Annotated in this window: 16 protein-coding genes and 1 rRNA gene; 9 read left to right on the top strand and 8 right to left on the bottom strand. The window is 49.2% G+C overall.

Features of this window, described 5'->3' with window-relative positions; genetic code table 11:
• Positions 1-555: 555 nt before the first annotated feature.
• The 7 genes from rsmG to rpmH all read right to left on the bottom strand — a co-directional run bounded on the left by rsmG (position 556) and on the right by rpmH (position 7,277).
• Positions 556-1,275: a 16S rRNA (guanine(527)-N(7))-methyltransferase RsmG gene (gene rsmG, locus ACTHPM_RS15955; RefSeq protein WP_440396786.1), complete on the bottom strand. Its 720-nt coding sequence runs from the start codon at positions 1,273-1,275 to the stop codon at positions 556-558.
• Between the two features lie 3 nt (positions 1,276-1,278).
• The gene (mnmG, locus tag ACTHPM_RS15950) at positions 1,279-3,165 is read right to left on the bottom strand and encodes a tRNA uridine-5-carboxymethylaminomethyl(34) synthesis enzyme MnmG (RefSeq protein WP_440396787.1); all 1,887 of its coding nucleotides are present in this window, start codon (positions 3,163-3,165) and stop codon (positions 1,279-1,281) included.
• Between the two features lie 51 nt (positions 3,166-3,216).
• On the bottom strand, positions 3,217-4,593 hold the full coding sequence (gene mnmE / locus ACTHPM_RS15945; RefSeq protein ID WP_440396788.1) for a tRNA uridine-5-carboxymethylaminomethyl(34) synthesis GTPase MnmE: 1,377 nt from the start codon (positions 4,591-4,593) through the stop codon (positions 3,217-3,219).
• Positions 4,594-4,790: 197 nt separating this feature from the next.
• The gene (jag, locus tag ACTHPM_RS15940) at positions 4,791-5,501 is read right to left on the bottom strand and encodes an RNA-binding cell elongation regulator Jag/EloR (RefSeq protein ID WP_440396789.1); all 711 of its coding nucleotides are present in this window, start codon (positions 5,499-5,501) and stop codon (positions 4,791-4,793) included.
• Positions 5,498-6,412, bottom strand: a complete 915-nt coding sequence (locus ACTHPM_RS15935) for a YidC/Oxa1 family membrane protein insertase (RefSeq protein ID WP_440396790.1) — start codon at positions 6,410-6,412, stop codon at positions 5,498-5,500. The genes jag and ACTHPM_RS15935 overlap by 4 nt, the downstream gene beginning before the upstream one ends.
• A 73-nt stretch (positions 6,413-6,485) precedes the next feature.
• On the bottom strand, positions 6,486-6,836 hold the full coding sequence (gene rnpA / locus ACTHPM_RS15930; protein WP_440396791.1) for a ribonuclease P protein component: 351 nt from the start codon (positions 6,834-6,836) through the stop codon (positions 6,486-6,488).
• Positions 6,837-7,142: 306 nt separating this feature from the next.
• Positions 7,143-7,277: a 50S ribosomal protein L34 gene (gene rpmH / locus ACTHPM_RS15925; RefSeq protein ID WP_039295761.1), complete on the bottom strand. Its 135-nt coding sequence runs from the start codon at positions 7,275-7,277 to the stop codon at positions 7,143-7,145.
• Between the two features lie 755 nt (positions 7,278-8,032).
• Between rpmH and dnaA the strand changes: the two genes are divergently transcribed.
• The 6 genes from dnaA (at position 8,033) to gyrB (ending at position 14,403) form a co-directional block, all read left to right on the top strand.
• Entirely contained in the window at positions 8,033-9,379 is a 1,347-nt protein-coding gene (dnaA, locus tag ACTHPM_RS15920) for a chromosomal replication initiator protein DnaA (RefSeq protein WP_440396792.1), read from the top strand.
• Positions 9,380-9,581: 202 nt separating this feature from the next.
• On the top strand, positions 9,582-10,724 hold the full coding sequence (gene dnaN, locus ACTHPM_RS15915; RefSeq protein WP_440396793.1) for a DNA polymerase III subunit beta: 1,143 nt from the start codon (positions 9,582-9,584) through the stop codon (positions 10,722-10,724).
• A 39-nt stretch (positions 10,725-10,763) separates the two neighbouring features.
• Positions 10,764-10,982 (top strand): S4 domain-containing protein YaaA, encoded by a 219-nt coding sequence (gene yaaA, locus ACTHPM_RS15910; protein WP_440396794.1) that lies wholly within the window; start codon positions 10,764-10,766, stop codon positions 10,980-10,982.
• 63 nt (positions 10,983-11,045) lie between these two features.
• Complete coding sequence (gene recF, locus ACTHPM_RS15905) at positions 11,046-12,158, top strand: DNA replication/repair protein RecF (RefSeq protein ID WP_440396795.1); 1,113 nt, start codon at positions 11,046-11,048, stop codon at positions 12,156-12,158.
• A 13-nt stretch (positions 12,159-12,171) separates the two neighbouring features.
• On the top strand, positions 12,172-12,423 hold the full coding sequence (gene remB, locus ACTHPM_RS15900) for an extracellular matrix regulator RemB (RefSeq protein ID WP_440396796.1): 252 nt from the start codon (positions 12,172-12,174) through the stop codon (positions 12,421-12,423).
• A 66-nt stretch (positions 12,424-12,489) separates the two neighbouring features.
• Positions 12,490-14,403 (top strand): DNA topoisomerase (ATP-hydrolyzing) subunit B, encoded by a 1,914-nt coding sequence (gene gyrB / locus ACTHPM_RS15895; RefSeq protein ID WP_440396797.1) that lies wholly within the window; start codon positions 12,490-12,492, stop codon positions 14,401-14,403.
• A 59-nt stretch (positions 14,404-14,462) separates the two neighbouring features.
• On the opposite strand, the gene ACTHPM_RS15890 is transcribed toward gyrB, so the two are convergent.
• Positions 14,463-15,302, bottom strand: coding sequence for a YheC/YheD family protein (locus ACTHPM_RS15890; RefSeq protein ID WP_440396798.1), 840 nt, complete (start codon positions 15,300-15,302; stop codon positions 14,463-14,465).
• A 474-nt stretch (positions 15,303-15,776) separates the two neighbouring features.
• On the opposite strand from ACTHPM_RS15890, the gene gyrA reads away from it, so the two are divergent.
• The 3 genes from gyrA to ACTHPM_RS15875 form a co-directional block, all read left to right on the top strand.
• A complete protein-coding gene (gyrA, locus tag ACTHPM_RS15885) occupies positions 15,777-18,341 on the top strand; it encodes a DNA gyrase subunit A (RefSeq protein WP_440396799.1) in 2,565 nt (854 codons plus the stop codon).
• Positions 18,342-18,518: 177 nt separating this feature from the next.
• Positions 18,519-19,622, top strand: a complete 1,104-nt coding sequence (locus tag ACTHPM_RS15880; protein WP_440396800.1) for an HD-GYP domain-containing protein — start codon at positions 18,519-18,521, stop codon at positions 19,620-19,622.
• A gap of 420 nt (positions 19,623-20,042) precedes the next feature.
• A 16S ribosomal RNA gene (locus tag ACTHPM_RS15875) occupies positions 20,043-20,117 on the top strand; the annotation flags it as partial.

Here is a 20,117-nt window from a genome sequence, read left to right as displayed (position 1 = left end):
CAACTAGCTTTCGTAATCCGTAAATTGAGCCTATGCCTATAGACCGCTTTCAAGCTGTGAGTCTACCCCGTGATCATCCCCAGGGACAGTCACTTCAAGCACCCTGAGCTTCGGTCAACCGTTACGTAAATCCGAACCGACAAACGATATGAATCGAGCTATAGAACGGACAGTATATCTATAAAAGCAAAGAGATATAGTATGAATCTACAGTCCATTTATAGGGTCATAGCAACTCTCTCTATTCTACCACTTTTTTTCATATAATCCTATTCTCCAAAGTCCCCTTTTTTTCCTGCCGTGCACTTATTTTTTGACGATATGTCCTGTTCTGAATAACAACAATTCAATGCGGTTTTCAAGCCAATGGTTACGTGAAAATATTGATTTAATTGTGAAGATTTTTTGAAATTGAGGTGATAGGCAGTAGGCTGTAAATAAAGTTTCCTTTCGTTTAAAAAGAAACTCAAACATAAAAAAGGAATGTTTCACGTGAAACATTCCTCTTTCTATAAAACCAGGAAGTTAATCCTTCCCTTCTCCAACCCAGAAGTGTTATAGCGGCATCTTAATGGCTGTACCCACCTTACGCGGGTACTTCGCTGGTGTTGGGGCCGATTTGTGAATCACAATAATATGCCGGGCGGATTCTTCAACCGGTAGTTTAAACTCCTCAACCCGGTCCAGCTTCCCTCTCAGCTCTTTCAAGCTGCGTGAGGCTTCCTTCACTTCTTCCTCCGGACTGCTTCCCTTCATAGCCGCGAATACCCCGCCTACCTTCACATAGGGCAGACAGAACTCATTCAGCACGGCGAGCTTGGCTACCGCCCTGGCCGTTACCAAGTCGTAATGATCCCGGTGTTCCTGCTTACGCGCCCAATCTTCCGCTCTTCCGTGCAGCAGTTGAACCCGATCCAGACCGGTTTCCTGCACGATATGCTGAAGGAAGTTAATCCGCTTGTTGAGCGAATCAATGATCGTCAGCTGAAGATGAGGAAAGCATATTTTGAGTGGAATTCCAGGGAAACCTGCTCCCGATCCAATATCAGCCATAGACTGCATCTTGTTCATATCCACATAAAAAGCGAGTGAAATGGAATCATAAAAATGCTTCGTGTATACCTGCTCGCGATCCGTAATGCCGGTAAGATTCATCTTTTCATTCCAAGACACGAGTTCGCGATAATACGTCTCAAACTGTTCTAACTGGGATGTGCTTACTTCTATCCCTTTTTCTTGCAAACGCTGCGCAAAAGCTTCTTGTATTTGATCCATGCATTAACCTCTTGCGGCGGTTACCCGGTTATAATGCTCCAGATAAACCAGCAGAATAGAAATGTCAGCCGGCGTAACGCCGGAAATACGGGAAGCCTGCCCGATGGAAATCGGACGGATGCTGGACAGCTTCTGCCGCGCCTCAATCGCGATTCCTTCAATTTCATTGTAATCAATTGATTCCGGAATCTTCTTCTTATCCATCTTTTTCAAACGTTCTACATGGATAAGCTGCTTCTCGATATAACCTGCGTACTTAATTTGAATCTCAACCTGCTCCTTCATTTCCTCGGTCAGTTCAAAAGGAGACGGGGAGATCTCTTCAATATTGTCATGGCTTACTTCGGGTCTGCGCAAAATGGTCAGCAGATTGCTGCCATCCTGGATCGGCGCGGAGCCTAGGCGCTCCAGCATCTCATTCACGTGAGAGGGTCCGACCTTGGCAGCCTGCAGACGTTCAATCTCCTGCTCAACCTTTGCCTTTTTCTCAAGGAATTTGGCATACCGTTCTTCAGATATCAGTCCAATTTCATGGCCAAGCGACGTCAGGCGCAAATCGGCATTATCATGGCGAAGCAGCAGACGATACTCGGCACGCGACGTCAGCAGACGGTAAGGCTCGTTGGTGCCTTTCGTTACGAGGTCGTCGATCAGGACGCCGATGTAGCCTTGCGAGCGGTCCAGTACGACAGGTTCTTTGCCTTGCACCCGGCGAGCTGCGTTAATGCCGGCCATAATGCCTTGCCCTGCTGCCTCTTCATAACCGGATGTTCCATTGATTTGTCCGGCTGTGAACAGTCCCGGAATCATCTTCGTTTCGAGGGATGGCCATAATTGCGTCGGCACGACCGCATCATATTCAATCGCATAGCCATTCCGCATCATCTCTACCTTTTCGAGGCCGGGAATGGAGCGCAGCATCGCCAGCTGAACATCCTCCGGCATGCTGGTGGACAAACCTTGCACATAATATTCGGATGTGTTTTTGCCTTCGGGTTCAAGGAAAATCTGATGCTTCGGCTTATCGCTAAAGCGGACGATTTTATCTTCAATCGAAGGGCAATAGCGTGGTCCGGTTCCTTCGATAATCCCCGAGAACATCGGCGCCCGGTGCAGGTTGGCATTGATGATTTGATGGGTCTCCAGCGATGTGTACGTCAACCAGCAAGGAAGCTGCTCGTTATCCGAGCCTTCCGTTTCATAGGAAAAGAACTTCGGCTTGTCATCTCCCGGCTGGATTTCTGTTTTCGAAAAATCAATCGTTGATTTATGCACGCGCGGAGGCGTTCCTGTTTTGAACCGGACCAAATCGAAGCCAAGCTCACGCAGGTTCTCAGCCAGCTTAATGGAAGGCTGTTGATTGTTCGGTCCGCTCTCATACGTCATCTCGCCCATAATGACCTTGCCGCGCAGGTAAGTCCCTGTCGTCAAGACGATGGACTTGGCACGGTAAGCCGTACCAGTCTTCGTAATCACGCCAACGCAGACGCCATCCTCAACGATCAGCTCTTCTACCATCCCCTGACGCATCGTCAGATTCGATTCCTTCTCCATCGTTTCCTTCATTGTATGCTGATACGAAAATTTGTCCGCTTGCGCACGCAGTGCGTGCACGGCGGGTCCCTTCCCTGTGTTCAGCATACGCATTTGAATATACGTCTTATCAATGTTCCGTCCCATTTCCCCGCCAAGCGCATCAATTTCACGAACCACATGTCCTTTCGCCGGTCCGCCGATCGAAGGATTGCAGGGCATAAAAGCAACCATATCCAGATTAATCGTGATCATCAGCGTGCTGCTTCCCATGCGGGCTGCCGCCAAGGCAGCTTCACAGCCGGCATGACCCGCGCCGATGACAATGACATCATAGCTGCCGCCATCATAACTCATGAATAAAACCTCCTTATTATTTCTGAACAATCCATCTATATCATCACTAACTTATTTACCTAAACAGAACTGCGAGAAAATCTGATCCAGCAGCGTATCCGACGCCGTATCTCCGATAATCTCTCCCAACTGTTCCCAAGCAAGGCGCACATCAATCTGGATCATGTCAATCGGAATGAACTGCTCAGCAGCGTCATAAGCATCCTGAAGCGATTTGTTCGCCTTTTTCAGGAGAGCAATATGACGCACATTGCTGACATACGTCAAATCCCCCGATTCAATGCTGCCGCTGAAAAAGAGCTGGGAAATGGCCGTTTCAAGCGCATCGACCCCCTCTTGAGTCTTCACGGACATCGGCACGATCAAGTCGTCCCCATAATAACGCGATAAAATGTCCCTATCGAGCTGCGGAGGTAAGTCCATTTTATTCATAATGACAATCGATTGTCTACCGCGGATTTGTTCCATTAATTCCAGTTCGTCTTCATGCAGCGGCTCGCTGGCGTTCAAGACGAGCAAGATGAGATCCGCCTCCGTCACGGCATGCTTGGAGCGCTCTACGCCAATTTTCTCAACAACGTCCATCGTTTCGCGTATGCCAGCGGTATCCAGCAGCTTCAGCGGAATATTATTGATCGTAACGAACTCCTCAATCACATCCCTCGTCGTCCCCGGGATATCGGTGACAATGGCGCGGTTCGTATGGGCCAGGGCATTCAGCAGCGACGATTTGCCGACATTCGGTCGTCCAATGATGGCCGTCGTAATCCCTTCACGCAAAATCTTTCCCTGCTCCGCCGTTTTCAGCAGCTTTGCAATGCCCTCCATCACTTCGGTACTCTTCTCCTTGATAAACTCGGCAGTGAGCGACTCGACGTCATGTTCGGGATAATCGATATTGACCTCGATATGAGCCATCGTCTCCACCAAAATATGACGCAGCTGCATGATTTGGTCGGACAAGGCTCCTTCCACTTGTTTCAAGGCCACGGAGAAGGCACGATCCGATTTGGACCGGATCAAGTCAATCACCGCTTCCGCTTGAGACAGGTCAATCCGTCCGTTCAAAAAGGCACGCTTGGTGAACTCCCCCGGTTCCGCCAGACGGATATCCTGCTGCAGCAGCAAATCCATCACCCGTTTCACCGAAATCACGCCGCCATGGGTACTGATCTCGACGACGTCTTCCGTCGTGAACGAGCGTGGGGCGCGCATAACGGTAACAAGAACCTCTTCTACCTTCTCTCCTCCGTTCGGATCTACAATATGCCCATAATGAACGGTATGCGTTGCTGCCTCCGTGAGCTTGGTTTTGCTGCGGAATATGTTCTCCACTTCGGCGATGGAGTCAGGGCCGCTTACACGGATAACCGCGATGCCCGCCTCTCCCACGGCCGTCGAAATGGCTGTAATCGTATCGCTAAGCAATGTCTTCCACCTCTTTTTTTAACTGTCCTTCAACGAAAGGCGCTTACCTTCATCCTATCCGATTCCAGTAAACCAAAGACCTTTACGCTGAATAAACAGCTCCCTTTATTACGAAAAAAGCAATGACTCCATCAGCTGCAAAAGCTGAGTAAAGTCATTGCACACCATTTCTTATCTAGGAGATCAAGCGATCTCATCTACTTTAATGTAATGACGATACGCCGGTTCGGCTCTTCCCCTTTGCTGTACGTCTTCACCTGCGGGTGATCCTGCAGTTTGGAGTGGATGACCTTCCGCTCCTGTGGAGACATCGGCTCAAGGACGACTTCCTTATGCGACCGGATGACGCGTCCCGCGAGGCGATCCGCTAAATCCTCCAGCGTCTTCTTGCGCCGTTCCCGGAAGTTCTCGGCATCCAGCACGATGCGAATATAGCTGTCCGAGTAACGGTTGGCCACGATATTGGCCAAATATTGCAGGGCATCCAGGGTTTGTCCCCTTCTGCCGATCACGAGTCCCAAATCAGGTCCAAAAATATGAAGCGTCGTTACATCCTTGGCATGCTGCACGTCCACCGTAACTTCCAGTCCCATGCTTCTGCCCACATCCCGAATGAAGCTCACGGCCTCTTCGTAAGGGTCTTGACCCATCTTCACTTCGTCGGCCTCCGGCTGCACCGCCGGTGGATCTAATGGCAATGTTGATGCCGTCTTGACTGGCTTTGGCGCGGGCTCAGGCAGCAGCGTTAGCTCCACCTTCGCATCCTTGACGCCGATCAGTCCCAGGAATCCTTTTGACGGCTGTGATACGATATTGACCGTGACACGGTCCTGACTTACCCCGAGCTGGGCCAGCCCTTGTCTTACAGCTTCTTCAACGGTTTTTCCTGTTGCGACGACTTTGCTCATTTAGATTTTTTGGCCTCCTTTTTGCCTTTTCCCGCATTGCCTTTATTGCCTTTGTTTCCTTGGCTGTTGTTCTTCGCGCCTTGGCTGTTGTTTTTGCCGCCTTTAGTGTTTCCACCGGCGGAAGAAACGGCTGCTACATTGGCAGCTGGCTTGTGGTTGCGGTACAAGAAATAGTTCTGAATGATCGTGTACAGGTTACTGAAGAACCAATACAGAGGCAAAGCGGACGGGAACTGGTACGACATGAAGAAAATCAGTACCGGATACACCAGCATCATGAACTGCATCGCCCCTTGCTGCGGGCTTGGGTTCATTTTCATCATCATTCTGGACTGCAGGAATGTCGTCGCTGCGGCCAGCAGCGGGAGTATGAAAGTGTGGTCCGGCTTACCGAGCTGAAGCCACAGGAATGAATGTTCATACAAATATTTATTGTGAATTATCGAGTTATAGAGAGCGATAAAGATAGGCATTTGAACGATCAGCGGCAAACAGCCCGCCATCGGATTAACCTTATTCTCCTGGAATAAGCGCATCGTTTCCTGCTGCTGCTTCTCCGGATTGTCTTTGTATTTTTCTTTGATTTTGGCAAGCTCAGGCTGAATCGCCTGCATCGCCCTGGAGCTGCGTACCTGTTTGATGGACAGCGGTAAAATAATCGTCCGCACGATGACCACAAGCAGAAGAACCGCGAACCCGTAAGCGCCATTAAACCAATCAGCAAAGGTATCCAGCGCAAGTGAGAAATAATAAACTACATTTTTCTGCCAGAAGCTTCCGCTGGTTCTCATATCTTCGGTCGTATATTGCACTGTATTTGAACCGCACGCCGATAATACCATCACCGCAAGCAGCATTACAGCAATGAGCAGGATCCCTTTCCTGCCTCGTCTCGTCTTGAATAGCGACACTTCATAACCCCTCTCTGAACACTTCCGTTCAACGTAAATCATAACATAATTAATTGGACAAAGAAACCAGCTATCAGCGTCCCGGAGGCCGCAGCAGCGACGCTTTGCGGAGCACATGCAGCACGCTCTTTTCCAGGTCCTTATACGGCATATCGAGCGCCCCTTTTCGCACAATAAATACCATATCCACATGCTCGATCAGCTTACCCTCATGATGACGGACAATTTCCTTGACGAGCCGTCGCATCCGATTGCGGACTACAGCGTTGCCCACCTTTTTGCTGACGGATATCCCGACGCGAAATTTCTCTACCTCTTTTTTGCGGAACCAGTACACGACAAACTGATGGTTCGCAAAAGACTTCCCATGACGATATACGCGGCTGAAGTCCGCTCGGTTTCGTAAACGTAAACTTTTGTGCAACCGTATCCCCTGCCTGCTCATCCGCCCAATGGATCCCAGCGGTCATTTAATTACAAAACAACATGCTTCATTTCCAAGCAATTCTCAATAAAAATACGCGTTAATTTTTTGCTTCATATAATATAAGGAAAGAACGTTAACAGTATCGTCATCTCGCAGTCTTCATAAACCGCCTGGCGTCCGTGTACGCTCTTCCCTCTTTTTAGTCATTTTCCGGCATATCTATAACTTCATCATCAAAAAAGAGCCGCATTCCTGCAAAATTGAAGAAAAAAAGACCACCGCAGTGGTCTTCATGCACGAAATTTACGCACTCAATACTTTTCTGCCTTTCAGGCGACGAGCTGCCAGCACTTTACGGCCGTTTTTCGTGCTCATTCTTTTCCGGAAACCATGAACCTTTTTGCGTTTGCTCACATTCGGTCTAAATGTCGGTCTCATGTATTGCACACCCCCTTACAGGATCTCATAACCTTTATGGTTAACTTCATTTTCATTTACACAGAAAATGCCTTTTTACATTTAACCATGCCACCGCCCAAAAGTCAACTGATCCCTTTCCTCTTTTTACGGCAAAATCGCAAATAAAAAGAATACCCTCCCTCATTTTATCCGTTCCCGCACTTCTTCTATATATAAAAATTCACAGCGGATGCTTCCTCAAAATCATCCACATCCCACATATCACAGCCGTGCGATTGCCTTCCGGGTTAGGTTGGAAGTTTTCCACAGGCTTCAGCGGATGTGAAGCGCACGAATCCACAGACCCCACTTATCCACTTGTTCACAAGAACCGTCGCAAGCTTCTATTTTCCGGCACAAGCTGTGCACAACTGATTTGCTAATTTTAGGAATGCTGTCGAAACTTAAACAATTTATAAACAATATATAGTATTGTGAATATCATTTATACACAACTTATTGAATTTGTGGATAAAATGGACGCACACATTGATAAAAAGGGATTCTTTTGCTATGATTATATTACTTTTGGTTGTGAATATCTGTTTACACCTATAATATTATCAACAAGCTGTGGATAAACTTGTGAACAATTTTAATTTGTCCACTTTTTTTTATTTTCTCCTCCCGTGATAATGGGGATAAAATTCAGCAGCATTCATTTTTTTTCGACAATTCCACTCAAGTGGCGGAAGGCAAGCCCGCATTTGGAAGATTTAAAGGAGTGACAGTCTGTGGACAGCCATACTTCCGAACTATGGCAGCAAATCCTATCAATTATTCATACCAAGCTCAGCAAGCCAAGCTTCGACACCTGGTTTAAAGCAACGAAAGCGATCCAAATGAGTGACCACTCCATTATCATTTCCGCGCCTACCACTTTTGCTGTTGAATGGTTGGAAAGCCGCTACACCAAACTCGTCAGCTCGACGATCTTTGAAGTGCTTGGCAAACAAGTCGACGTGAAATTCGTCATCGAAGAGAACAAGCCTGCAGAAGTCGTTCCCCAGCAGCCCGCTCCAATGCCTCAGGTGACCCAAGAAGAAGCATTCACCCATATGCTGAATCCCAAATACACCTTTGATACGTTCGTTATTGGATCCGGGAACCGCTTTGCCCATGCGGCATCGCTCGCCGTCGCCGAGGCGCCGGCAAAAGCGTACAACCCTTTGTTCCTGTACGGTGGGGTTGGGCTGGGAAAGACGCACTTGATGCATGCCATTGGCCACTACATCCTGGAGCACAATCCTGCAAGCCGCGTCGTGTACATTTCCTCCGAGAAATTCACGAATGAATTCATTAACTCCATCCGGGACAACCGGGCGGAAAGCTTCCGAAACAAGTATCGCAACGTGGATATACTGCTGATTGACGACATTCAATTCCTTGCTGGGAAAGAATCGACTCAGGAGGAATTTTTCCATACATTTAACGCGCTGCACGAGGAACAAAAGCAGATTATCATCTCCAGTGATAGACCGCCAAAGGAAATTCCGACGCTTGAAGACCGGCTGAGGTCCCGCTTTGAATGGGGGCTTATCACCGATATTCAGCCGCCGGATTTGGAAACGCGGATCGCCATTTTACGCAAAAAAGCGAAGGCCGAGAATCTAGACATCCCGAACGAAGCCATGATGTATATCGCCAATCAGATCGATACGAACATCCGTGAGCTCGAGGGGGCCCTGATCCGGGTCGTCGCCTATTCGTCGCTGACCAATCAGGACGTCACCACGCATTTGGCTGCCGAGGCCCTGAAGGACATCATACCTTCGAGCCGGCCGAAAATGATCACCATTGCGGACATTCAGCAGAAGGTTGGGGAATACTACAATCTGAAGCTGGAGGACTTTAAGGCACGCAAACGAACGAAAGCCGTCGCCTTCCCGCGGCAGATTGCCATGTATCTTTCGCGCGAGCTGACGGACTTTTCCCTGCCCAAAATCGGGGAAGCCTTCGGAGGCCGGGACCACACCACCGTGATCCATGCCCACGAGAAAATATCCCAGTCGCTGAAAAACGACCAGGATCTGTTTAAGGTGATCAATAACATTACAGAAAAAATCAAAAATCCGACCTGAACAAGTTCAAAGCCTATGCACAATCTATACACATGTGGATAGGCTTCATTTTATTACGCTTGACGGGCTTATCCACATATTCAGTGCCCCTACTGCTATTACTATTATTTAAAATATAAAAATATATAACATAAGAGCTGCACGCAGCGAGTTCCAAAGCCTACTCGCCCATCAGCCCGAAATTCCTGCTAGGAGTGAAAAGATGAAGATCAGCATTCTTAAAAATGTCCTTAACGAATCCATTCAGCATGTATCCAAAGCGATATCCAGCCGTACCACGATTCCGATCCTCGGAGGTATTAAACTGGATGTGACTCATCAGGGCGTCACTTTAACAGCCAGCGATACGGATATCTCCATTCAATCGTTTATTCCGATTGAGGATGACAACCGAACGATCGTGCAGGTGGAGCAAATTGGCAGCGTCGTGCTTCCGGCCAAATTTTTCGTGGAAATCATCAAGAAGCTTCCTTCCCAGGAAGTGCAGATGGAGGTTAAAGAACAGTTTCAAACCTTTATCTCTTCCGGCGCCACCGAAATTCAAATGGTTGGCCTTGATCCGGAGGAATTTCCGGTTCTTCCCGACATTGAAGACAATCAGACCATTTCCGTTCCAGGCGTGCTGCTGAAAAACATGATTCGCCAAACGGTATTCGCCATTTCCACCCAGGAAACGACACCGATTTTGACAGGAGTGCTCTGGAACCTCGATAATAATGATCTGAAGTTCACAGCCACGGACCGTCATCGCCTGGCGACCCGCTCCGCTCATTTGGACGGTTCGGAAGAGGTTAAATTCAGCAATGTCGTCATTGCCGGCAAAACGCTGAACGAGCTGAGCAAAATCGTACCGGACCAAAATGCGCTCGTGGATATCGTCGTTGCAGACAATCAAGTGCTGTTCAAACTGGACCGCGTCTTGTTCTATTCCCGCATTCTGGACGGCATTTATCCGGATACTTCTAGAATTATTCCGACAAGCTACAAAACAGAACTCATTTTGGACACAAAAAAATTAAGCGAATCGATTGATCGCGCTTATTTGCTGTCCCGTGAGGAAAAAACGAATATCGTGCGCCTGCAGACGATGGAAAATGGCGGTATCGAAATTTCCTCCAGTTCGTCCGAGCTCGGCAAGGTACGCGAAGAACTCGAAGTCATCGATTTCAAAGGGGAGCCGCTGCGCATCTCCTTTAACTCCAAATATATGCTGGATGTGCTGAAGATCGTGGAAAGCGAGCAGCTGATGATCGCCTTTACCGGCATGATGAGCCCGATTATCCTCAAACCGATGGATGACAGCCAAAGCTCGTACATCATTCTTCCTTACCGGACCACGAACTAATATAGCTTCCGGAACTTATGCACAGGAAGGGTGTTACCGATGAAAGAAATAGTTATCCACAGTGAATATATTAAGCTGGATCAATTTTTAAAACTGGCGGACTGCGTATCCACAGGCGGAATGGCGAAGGCGCTGCTGCAGGAAGGCCAGGTGCTTGTGAACGGAGAGCCGGAGGAGCGCCGCGGACGCAAGCTCTATGCCGGGGATCAGGTGAAGGTCGAGACGATCGGCGAATTTACCGTTACCCAAAAGTCTTGATACACCCCTCACGAAGCCGCGGCTACATGTGGCAATAGGCGGGAAATGAGGAGGAAACGAAAAGTGTTTGTAAAAAGCATCAGCCTGCAGCATTACCGCAACTACGAGTCGCTGCAGCTGGATTCCTTCGGAGATGTTAATCTGATTATCGGACAAAACGCCCAGGGGAAAACCAATCTGGTGGAGGCCATCTTTGTTCTGGCTCTAACCAAAAGCCATCGGACTTCAAGAGACCGTGAGCTGATTTCCTTTCAGGATAAAAGCGCGCATCTGTCTGCGGTGATCGAGAAGAAGTATGGGCCGCTTACACTCGATCTAAGCTTGTCTCCACAGGGGAAGAAGGCCAAGCTCAACGGTTTAGAGCAGCGGAAATTGAGTGATTTTATCGGGTCGCTGAATGTGGTGATGTTCGCGCCGGAGGATCTGGAGATTGTGAAGGGAACGCCTGGCATACGCCGGCGTTTTCTTGACATGGAGATTGGCCAAGTGCAGCCTGGCTATCTCTACCACCTTCAGCAGTATCAGAAAGTGCTCAACCAGCGCAACAATTTGCTCAAGCAGCAGTGGGGCAAGGACAAGCCGCAGCAGGGGCTGCTCGAGGTCTGGGACCAGCAGCTGGCGGAGCATGGTGTTAAAATCATCAAAAAGAGGAAACAATTCATAGTGAAGCTGCAAAAATGGGCGGAAACCATCCACCACGGCATCACGAACGGCAGCGAGGACCTGAAGCTTGTCTATCTTCCGTCGTTTGGCGAAGAGGCCGGGGAAGATGAAGCTTATCTTTTTGAGCAATTTATGTTAAAATTATCACAACTGAAAGATCAGGAGCTTCGGCGCGGTATGACACTTGCCGGGCCTCATCGTGATGATCTGGCCTTCTATATCAACGGCAGGGAAGTGCATACGTACGGATCGCAGGGGCAGCAGCGCACGACAGCGCTGTCTCTCAAGCTGGCGGAAATCGAGTTGATCCGGGAAGAGATCGGGGAATATCCCGTATTGCTGCTGGACGATGTTCTGTCGGAGCTGGATCCTTACCGCCAAACGCAGCTGATCGAGACCTTTCAGAGCAAAGTGCAAACTTTTATAACAGCGACAGGGATCGAGAGCCTGAGCGTGGATAAGCTGAAGAACGCCAACATTTATCAGGTCCATGACGGGCACGTTGGCTCTTAGGAGGTTTAGGATTATGTACATTCATCTGGGCGGTGAGAAAATTATCCGTTCCGCCGAACTGGTCGCTATTTTTGATATATCGATCGAGAAATCCTCGAAAATATCCAAACAGTTTGCCAGCCACGCATGTCAGCAAAAGAACGTGGAATTTATCGGCGAAGAGGAAGCCAAGTCCATCGTCGTGACGAAAAGCACCGTTTACTATTCCCCGATTTCATCCTCCACGCTCAAGAAACGGGCAAAGGTATTCGTGGCTAACGCTTGACATATATAAACGTTTTTCAAACCAACGTAACAGCATATATCGAATTTATAGAAGTAGGTGACAGGCATGTCTATGAATCAACCGCAATATGATGAGAGTCAGATTCAGGTTCTGGAGGGTCTGGAAGCCGTCCGGAAACGTCCTGGTATGTATATCGGATCCACCAGCGCCAAAGGCCTTCACCATTTGGTATGGGAAGTGGTGGACAACAGTATCGACGAGGCGATGGCCGGCATTTGCGATCATATCGAGATCATCGTCCACAAGGACAACAGCATTACGGTTGTCGATAACGGACGCGGGATTCCGGTCGGTGAAAATGCGAAGCTGAAGAAATCCACGCTCGAAGTCGTTATGACCGTGCTGCATGCAGGCGGTAAATTCGGCGGCGGCGGATACAAGGTATCCGGCGGTCTGCACGGCGTGGGTGTCTCTGTCGTGAACGCCTTGTCTACGAAAGTGGTTGTTCAGGTTAAACGTGACGGGCATATCTATCAGCAGGAATACCATCGCGGCGTTCCTCAATATGACATCAAAATCATCGGTGATACCGATGACCACGGCACGACCGTAACGTTCCTGCCGGACCCTGAAATCTTTACCGAAACAACGGTGTACGATTACAACACGCTGCTGACGCGGATCAGAGAGCTGGCGTTCCTGAACAAAGGCATCGCCCTGACGCTCACCGACGAACGGACAGGAGCCTCCAACTATTTCAAATACGAGGGCGGCATCATTGAGTACGTCAAGTTCCTGAACGAGAAAAAGGAACCGCTCCACGAGCAGCCGATTTACGTTGAAGGCTCGCGCGACATGATTCAGGTCGAAATCGCGCTGCAGTACAACGACAGCTATACGGAGAACATTTATTCCTTTGCGAACAACATCAACACGCATGAAGGCGGTACGCACGAATCCGGCTTCAAGAGCGCGCTGACCCGGATCATCAACGATTATGCCCGCAAGAGCGGCATGATCAAAGACAGCAATTCCAACCTGTCCGGGGACGATGTCCGTGAGGGCCTGACGGCGATCATCTCCGTCAAAATCCCTGAGCCCCAGTTCGAGGGACAAACGAAGACCAAGCTCGGCAACAGCGAAGTGCGCGGTATCGTGGAATCCCTCTTTTCCGAGAAGCTGCAGGAATTCATGGGCGAGAACCCGGCCGTGTCCAAACGCGTGCTGGAGAAGGCCCTGCAGGCATCCCGTGCCCGTGAAGCGGCGCGCAAAGCGCGTGAGCTTACCCGGCGCAAGAGCGCCCTTGAAATCAGTGCCCTGCCGGGTAAGCTGGCAGACTGCTCTTCCAAGGACGCATCGATCAGTGAGCTGTACATCGTCGAAGGGGACTCGGCGGGTGGCTCGGCCAAGCAAGGCCGCGATCGTCACTTCCAGGCGATTCTGCCGATCCGCGGTAAAATCCTGAACGTGGAAAAGGCCCGTCTGGATCGGATTCTTTCCAACCTGGAGATCCGGGCCATGGTAACCGCGATGGGTACCGGAATTGGCGACGAGGACTTCGATATCAGCAAAGCTCGCTACCATAAGCTTATTATCATGACGGACGCCGACGTCGACGGGGCGCATATCCGTACCCTGCTGCTGACGTTCTTTTACCGGTATATGCGGCAGTTGGTTGAAGCGGGATATGTCTACATCGCCCAGCCGCCACTGTACAAAATCGAACGTAACAAAACGATACGTTACGCGGGAACCGAGAAGGAACGTGATGAAATTATCGCCGAATTCGGGGAGAATGCGAAATATAACATTCAGCGCTATAAAGGTCTGGGCGAGATGAACCCTGAACAGCTGTGGGAAACCACGATGGATCCGGAAAGCCGGACCATGCTGCAGGTGACCATCGAGGATGCGATGCAGGCGGATTTGATTTTTGACACGCTCATGGGTGACAATGTCGAACCGCGACGCGATTTCATCCACGAGCATGCCAAGCATGTAAAGAACCTGGATATCTAGCGATCCACACCAAAGAAGGTGCCTTTAACGGCACCTTTTTCTTTTTCTCGGAAGAAAGGTCAGGTCTTTGTTTTGCTTCGTCCTTTTGCGGGAGCTGACAGGCGACCATAAGCCACGGCATAGCGCTCAATCCGGCGATACACACTTTTGTCCTTGAAAAATTTCTTGAATGGAAAGATGGCCGGCAGCGTGTTCACTTCAAGAATCCACGGATACAGGTCACTGCCCAGCGCGACGTCCAGGCCGATTTCTTTCAGCCGCGGGTAATCCTTCTGCAGCTGCTTCGCCGTGTCCACGCCAAGGGCATAAAGCTCCCTTTCGAGAGCATTGATTTGGCCTGGGGAAGCATGCTCTTTAAGCAGATCATCCAGCATCCCGATCGTGCCCCCGCTATGATAATTCGTGATGATTTTGTTTTTGGCGGCGACGCGGCCGATGATGCCCGTGGTTTCCCAGCTGCCATAAGGGGTCTTTTGCGTCAGAACCCTTAAATCAAACGAGCGGTCCCTAAATTTAAGCTTGGGGATCCCCTGCTGCAGCAGGTAAAGCTTCTGATGCGTGCGCGCGCGAATGGCTTTGTGAAGATCATCGAGAGAGGAGAATTCCTCGCTGCTGGTCACAAAGTTCAGCCGGTAATGCTCCGCCACGTTCCCTGCGGATTCATCCTGGTCATGGTTGGAATGGATATTTTCCGGTTCATGCAGTCGTTCGACACACATGACCCCATTGCCGTAAGTACCGGTATCGGGCTTAATATATACAAGCGAGTGTTGATTCAACATTTCGCCGAGGGCATTCCGGGAGTACTTTAGAGTGAGTGGAACATAACGTGTGATGTGGCTGTCACGAAGCAAAACCTTCGTTTTAGCCCATTTGCTTGAAACACGCTGAATGGCCAATATATTTCATCCTTTCCGCGAAAGTAGAGTCAACCGGGGAATGCGTAAAACATAGGACAAGGGAGCAAATGAGTGGTATAATATAAAGATGCGGTGATTTTAAAAGATGAGCCCTCAAAACAGCTCCCTTTGCCTATTAGTATATGTGCAGAGATGGAAGAAGGTAGGGCGAATCCCCATAGGTGATGAAGTTGGGCGGTTATGGGCTGGAAAACTGCCAAACGTTTAATTGTGCTCTTTTTGTGAAAGTAATATAATAAAGATTAGTGGATTTATCGTATTTTGTATCATCAAACGGTACTGCTCTCCTCCGGCAACCGGTGGTTTGCGGCATGCCGTTTTATGCTTGTATGGAACTGAGACTTTTATGGCATGAAGCACTGAACAGCCTGATCTTAAAGGGTCTTCAGCTCTGAGAGTCTCAGTTTGGATTGAATATAGATGCGTTGGTAAGTGAAATGGAGGAGGTCCATCATGGCGGAAGAAAATAATCCCCAGATTAAGGAACGGGACATTGGCACCGAGATGCGCGAATCCTTTATGGATTATGCGATGAGCATCATTGTAAGCCGGGCGTTGCCGGATGTGCGGGATGGTCTGAAGCCGGTACACCGTCGTGTGCTGTATGCCATGTCCGAGCTTGGCTTGTCCCCGGATAAACCGTTTAAGAAATCGGCAAGAATCGTCGGCGAGGTCATCGGTAAGTACCATCCGCATGGTGACGTGCCTGCTTATGAGACGATGGTCCGGATGGCTCAGGATTTTTCGATGCGTTACATGCTGGTCGAAGGCCACGGAAACTTTGGTTCCGTTGACGGCGATGCTCCGGCTGCGATGCGTTATACCGAGGCGCGCCTTTCGAAGATTGCGCAGGAGATGCTGCGCGACATTAACAAAGAAACGATTGATTTTACCGAAAACTATGACGGCGAAGAATTGGAACCGGTTGTGCTGCCTGCACGTTACCCGAATCTGTTGGTGAACGGCGTATCGGGTATTGCCGTCGGGATGGCAACGAATATACCGCCGCATAACTTGGGCGAGGTCATTGATGGGGCCTTGGCTCTCATCAAAGATCCTGATCTGACGTCGCTGGATTTGATGGATTACATTAAGGGACCGGATTTCCCGACGAGCGGCTATATTCTGGGCCGTTCCGGAATCCGTCAAGCCTATGAAACCGGACGCGGCTCCGTGACGATGCGGGCCAAGGCCGAAATAGAGGAGCACAACAGCAAGGCACGTATTATTGTGACCGAGCTTCCGTATCAGGTGAATAAAGCCCGTTTGGTTGAAAAGATTGCCGAGCTGGTACGCGAGAAAAGAATTGACGGCATAACCGACTTGCGGGATGAATCGGACCGCAACGGCATGCGGATCGTGATTGAGCTGCGCCGCGACGTGAATCCAAGCGTCATGCTGAACAATTTGTACAAGCATACGGCAATGCAGTCCACTTTCGGCATCAACATGCTGGCAATCGTAAAAAATGAGCCTAAGGTTCTGAGCCTGCGCGACGTGCTTCGCTATTATTTGGAGCATCAGGTAGAAGTCATTCGCCGGCGTACGGAATACGATCTGAAAAAAGCGGAAGCACGCGCACACATCCTCGAAGGATTGCGCGTAGCCCTGGATCATTTGGACGAAGTCATTTCGATTATCCGTGGCTCCCAGACGACCGATATTGCACGTGAGCGCTTGATTGAACGCTTCGGGCTCAGCAACGAGCAGACCCAGGCGATTCTTGAAATGCGGTTGCAGCGCCTGACAGGTCTGGAACGCGAGAAGATCGAGAGCGAATACCAGGAATTGATGGTCAAAATAGCGGAATACAAAGAAATTTTGGCCAACGAGCATCTGGTACTCGAAATCATCAGCAACGAGCTGCTCGAAATTAAAGAGCGCTTTGCCGATGAACGCCGTACCGAAATTACGGTGGGTGAAGAAAGCATCCTGGATGAAGACCTCATTCCGCGCGAGGAAGTGGTCATCACCATTACGCATACGGGTTACATCAAACGACTCCCTGCCAATACGTACCGCAGCCAAAAACGCGGCGGACGCGGTGTTGTAGGCATGGACACGAAGGATCAGGACTTTGTCGAGCATCTCTTCGTTACAAACTCTCACCACTACCTCATGTTCTTTACGGACCGAGGCAAGGTGTACCGGCTCAAGGCTTATGAAATTCCGGAGCTGAGCCGCACCGCGAGAGGTACGGCCATCATTAACCTGATTCAGATCGAGCAGGGAGAAACGATTAATGCCGTGATTCCGGTGGAAGAGTTTGAAAGCGACAAGTACCTGTTCTTCGTTACGCAGAGCGGGATCGTGAAGAAGACACCACTTGAGGATTACGTGAATATCCGCAAGGGTGGTCTGATTGCGATCAACCTTCGCGAAGACGATGCGCTGATCGAAGTCAAACTGACCGACGGACAGCGGGAAATGATCATGGGTACGGCGCAGGGCATGTCGATCCGATTCTCCGAGAACGATGTACGCTCCATGGGCCGCAGTGCGACCGGTGTCAAAGGAATCTCGCTGGACGCGAACGATCAGGTCATTGGCATGGACGTCGTTGAGAAGGATCTCGATGCGCTGATCGTAACATCTAAAGGTTATGGCAAGCGTACGCCTCTAAGCGATTACCGTTCCCAGACCCGAGGTGGTAAAGGGATCAAAACGATGAACGTTACCGATAAGAACGGTACGGTTGTCGGTCTGAAGGTTGTTAAACCGGATGAGGATCTGATGATCATTACCTCCAGCGGAACCTTGATCCGTACGAGCATCGAAGGCATCTCCCAAATGGGCCGCTATACGCAGGGTGTGAAGCTTATTAATATCCGTGAAGACGACTTCGTTGCAACGGTATGCCGTGCGGATAAGAGCGAGGAGCCTGAGGAAGGTGAAGAAGGGGACGAGTTCGAAGAGAATGGTATGAACCCTTCTGCTGTAGATGGAGAGCCTGTAGAGGCTTCCGAGAGCACTGGCGAGGCTGAAGATGGTGACGGAGAAGCTCCGAACGAAGAATAGATCAACAAGAATAGAGCTTGGCTTTTGAGACAATCAGAGCCAGGCTCTTTTTTATTCACACAGGATTGAATACATAAGCAATATGCGCTTGATTATGGATTGTACAGCCTTACTATACGTAATATAATGGTGTATATTGCCATTTATTCATAGGTGGAAGTTAGCGAGGTAATCGTGATGGCCAGCATATCAATTTTGGAATTAAAACCGGGAATAAAGCTATCCAAAGATGTACATACTCCACTGGGAGGACTGCTTCTACACAAAGGAACGGTATTGCTCCCGCGTGATCTGGATATTCTGCGAGCCTTTATGGTGCAGTACGTAGAAGTAGATACCGGAGAAGCAGAATCGAAACAAGGTCTACAGCCTAAGAAATCCCTACCCCAAAGTCAGCTGAGGGAGCAAGCCTCCATAGAGCAGCCCCCACCCGGCAAAGTCTCTTCGCTTCACGAGGAATACGACAAATTGATTTTGCTCGTCAAGAGCGCGCATCAGTCTGTCATTGCAGCTGAGCTGCCCATATATGAGCTGCGCAACCAGTTGGAAGCTGTGATAGCGCATATTAAGGACTACAATCCTTTGACGTTCGTGCCAAGGTCTATGAATGAGTACGACTATGTATACCATAATGCCGTACTTACTGCCCTTTCTTCCTTTCTTCTTTCCAAATGGAGCGGGCTTCAGCAAAAGGATTGGATGCAGGCAGCCTTTGCCGGACTGTTTCACGATATCGGTAACGCCAAGGTAGACCCGTCTATTTTGTACAAGCCGCAGCCGCTGACAGCGGCGGAGTTTGAAGAAATGCGCAGGCATACGACGTATGGCTACCAGATCCTTAAGAACGTAACTGCCATCAATGAGGGTGTAAGGCTTGCCGCACTGCAGCACCATGAAAAGGTGGACGGATCCGGCTATCCGCTCCGGCTGGATGGCAGCAAAATTCATATTTATGCCAAAATCGTCGGTATCACGGATATATTCCATGCCATGACGCTCAACAGGCTGTATAGAAAGTCGCAGTCGCCCTATTTGGTGTTGGAGCAGATTCATACAGAGGCTTTCGGGAAGCTCGATCCTGCGTTGGTTCAGATCTTTATCAAAAAGTCGACCGAGTTCCATCAAGGAACCGTCGTACGCTTGAGCAATGACCAGATTGGTGAAATTGTCTTTACGGACAGCAATAACCCCACGCGTCCCATGGTTTCGGTGGGAGGGGAAATCGTTAATCTGATTCAAAAAAGGCATCTATATATTGATGAAGTGATATCTTCAAAATAATGATGAAAAATCAACTGTATCTATATCTTATGTCTCAGTGAATTCATAAACGTGCAGACGAACTAAGTAGCTTCTACTTAGTTCAAACTTATAGTTGACTTAGTTAGCAAAGCTGTGTTATATTATTTCTTGTCCCCTTGAGGGCATGAATTAATAAGATGCAGCTTTGAAATGTTTCTTCAAAAAAAAGCTTGCATTAAAACGAAACACATGATATACTATGAAAGTTGCTGCTGAGCTAACTGAGCGGCTTCGAAAACGAAAGAATTTGATCTTTGAAAACTGAACAACGAGTGAGATACAGGTTTCGGTAACGAAACCGACCGCGAGATAATCCGGTTCATGACAACTGTCTGAATGGATTATTGAGCAAAACAATGAGATGTAACATCTCGTCAGTTTCAAAATGAGCTACAAACTTTCTTGGAGAGTTTGATCCTGGCTCAGGACGAACGCTGGCGGCGTGCCTAATACATGCAAGTCGAGCGGACTTGA

The sequence above is a fragment of the Paenibacillus sp. SAFN-054 genome, assembly GCF_051966755.1.
GTDB lineage: Bacteria > Bacillota > Bacilli > Paenibacillales > Paenibacillaceae > Paenibacillus_AQ.
Note: the sequence above shows the minus strand (reverse complement) of the source record. Positions and strands in the feature narration are given on the sequence as shown.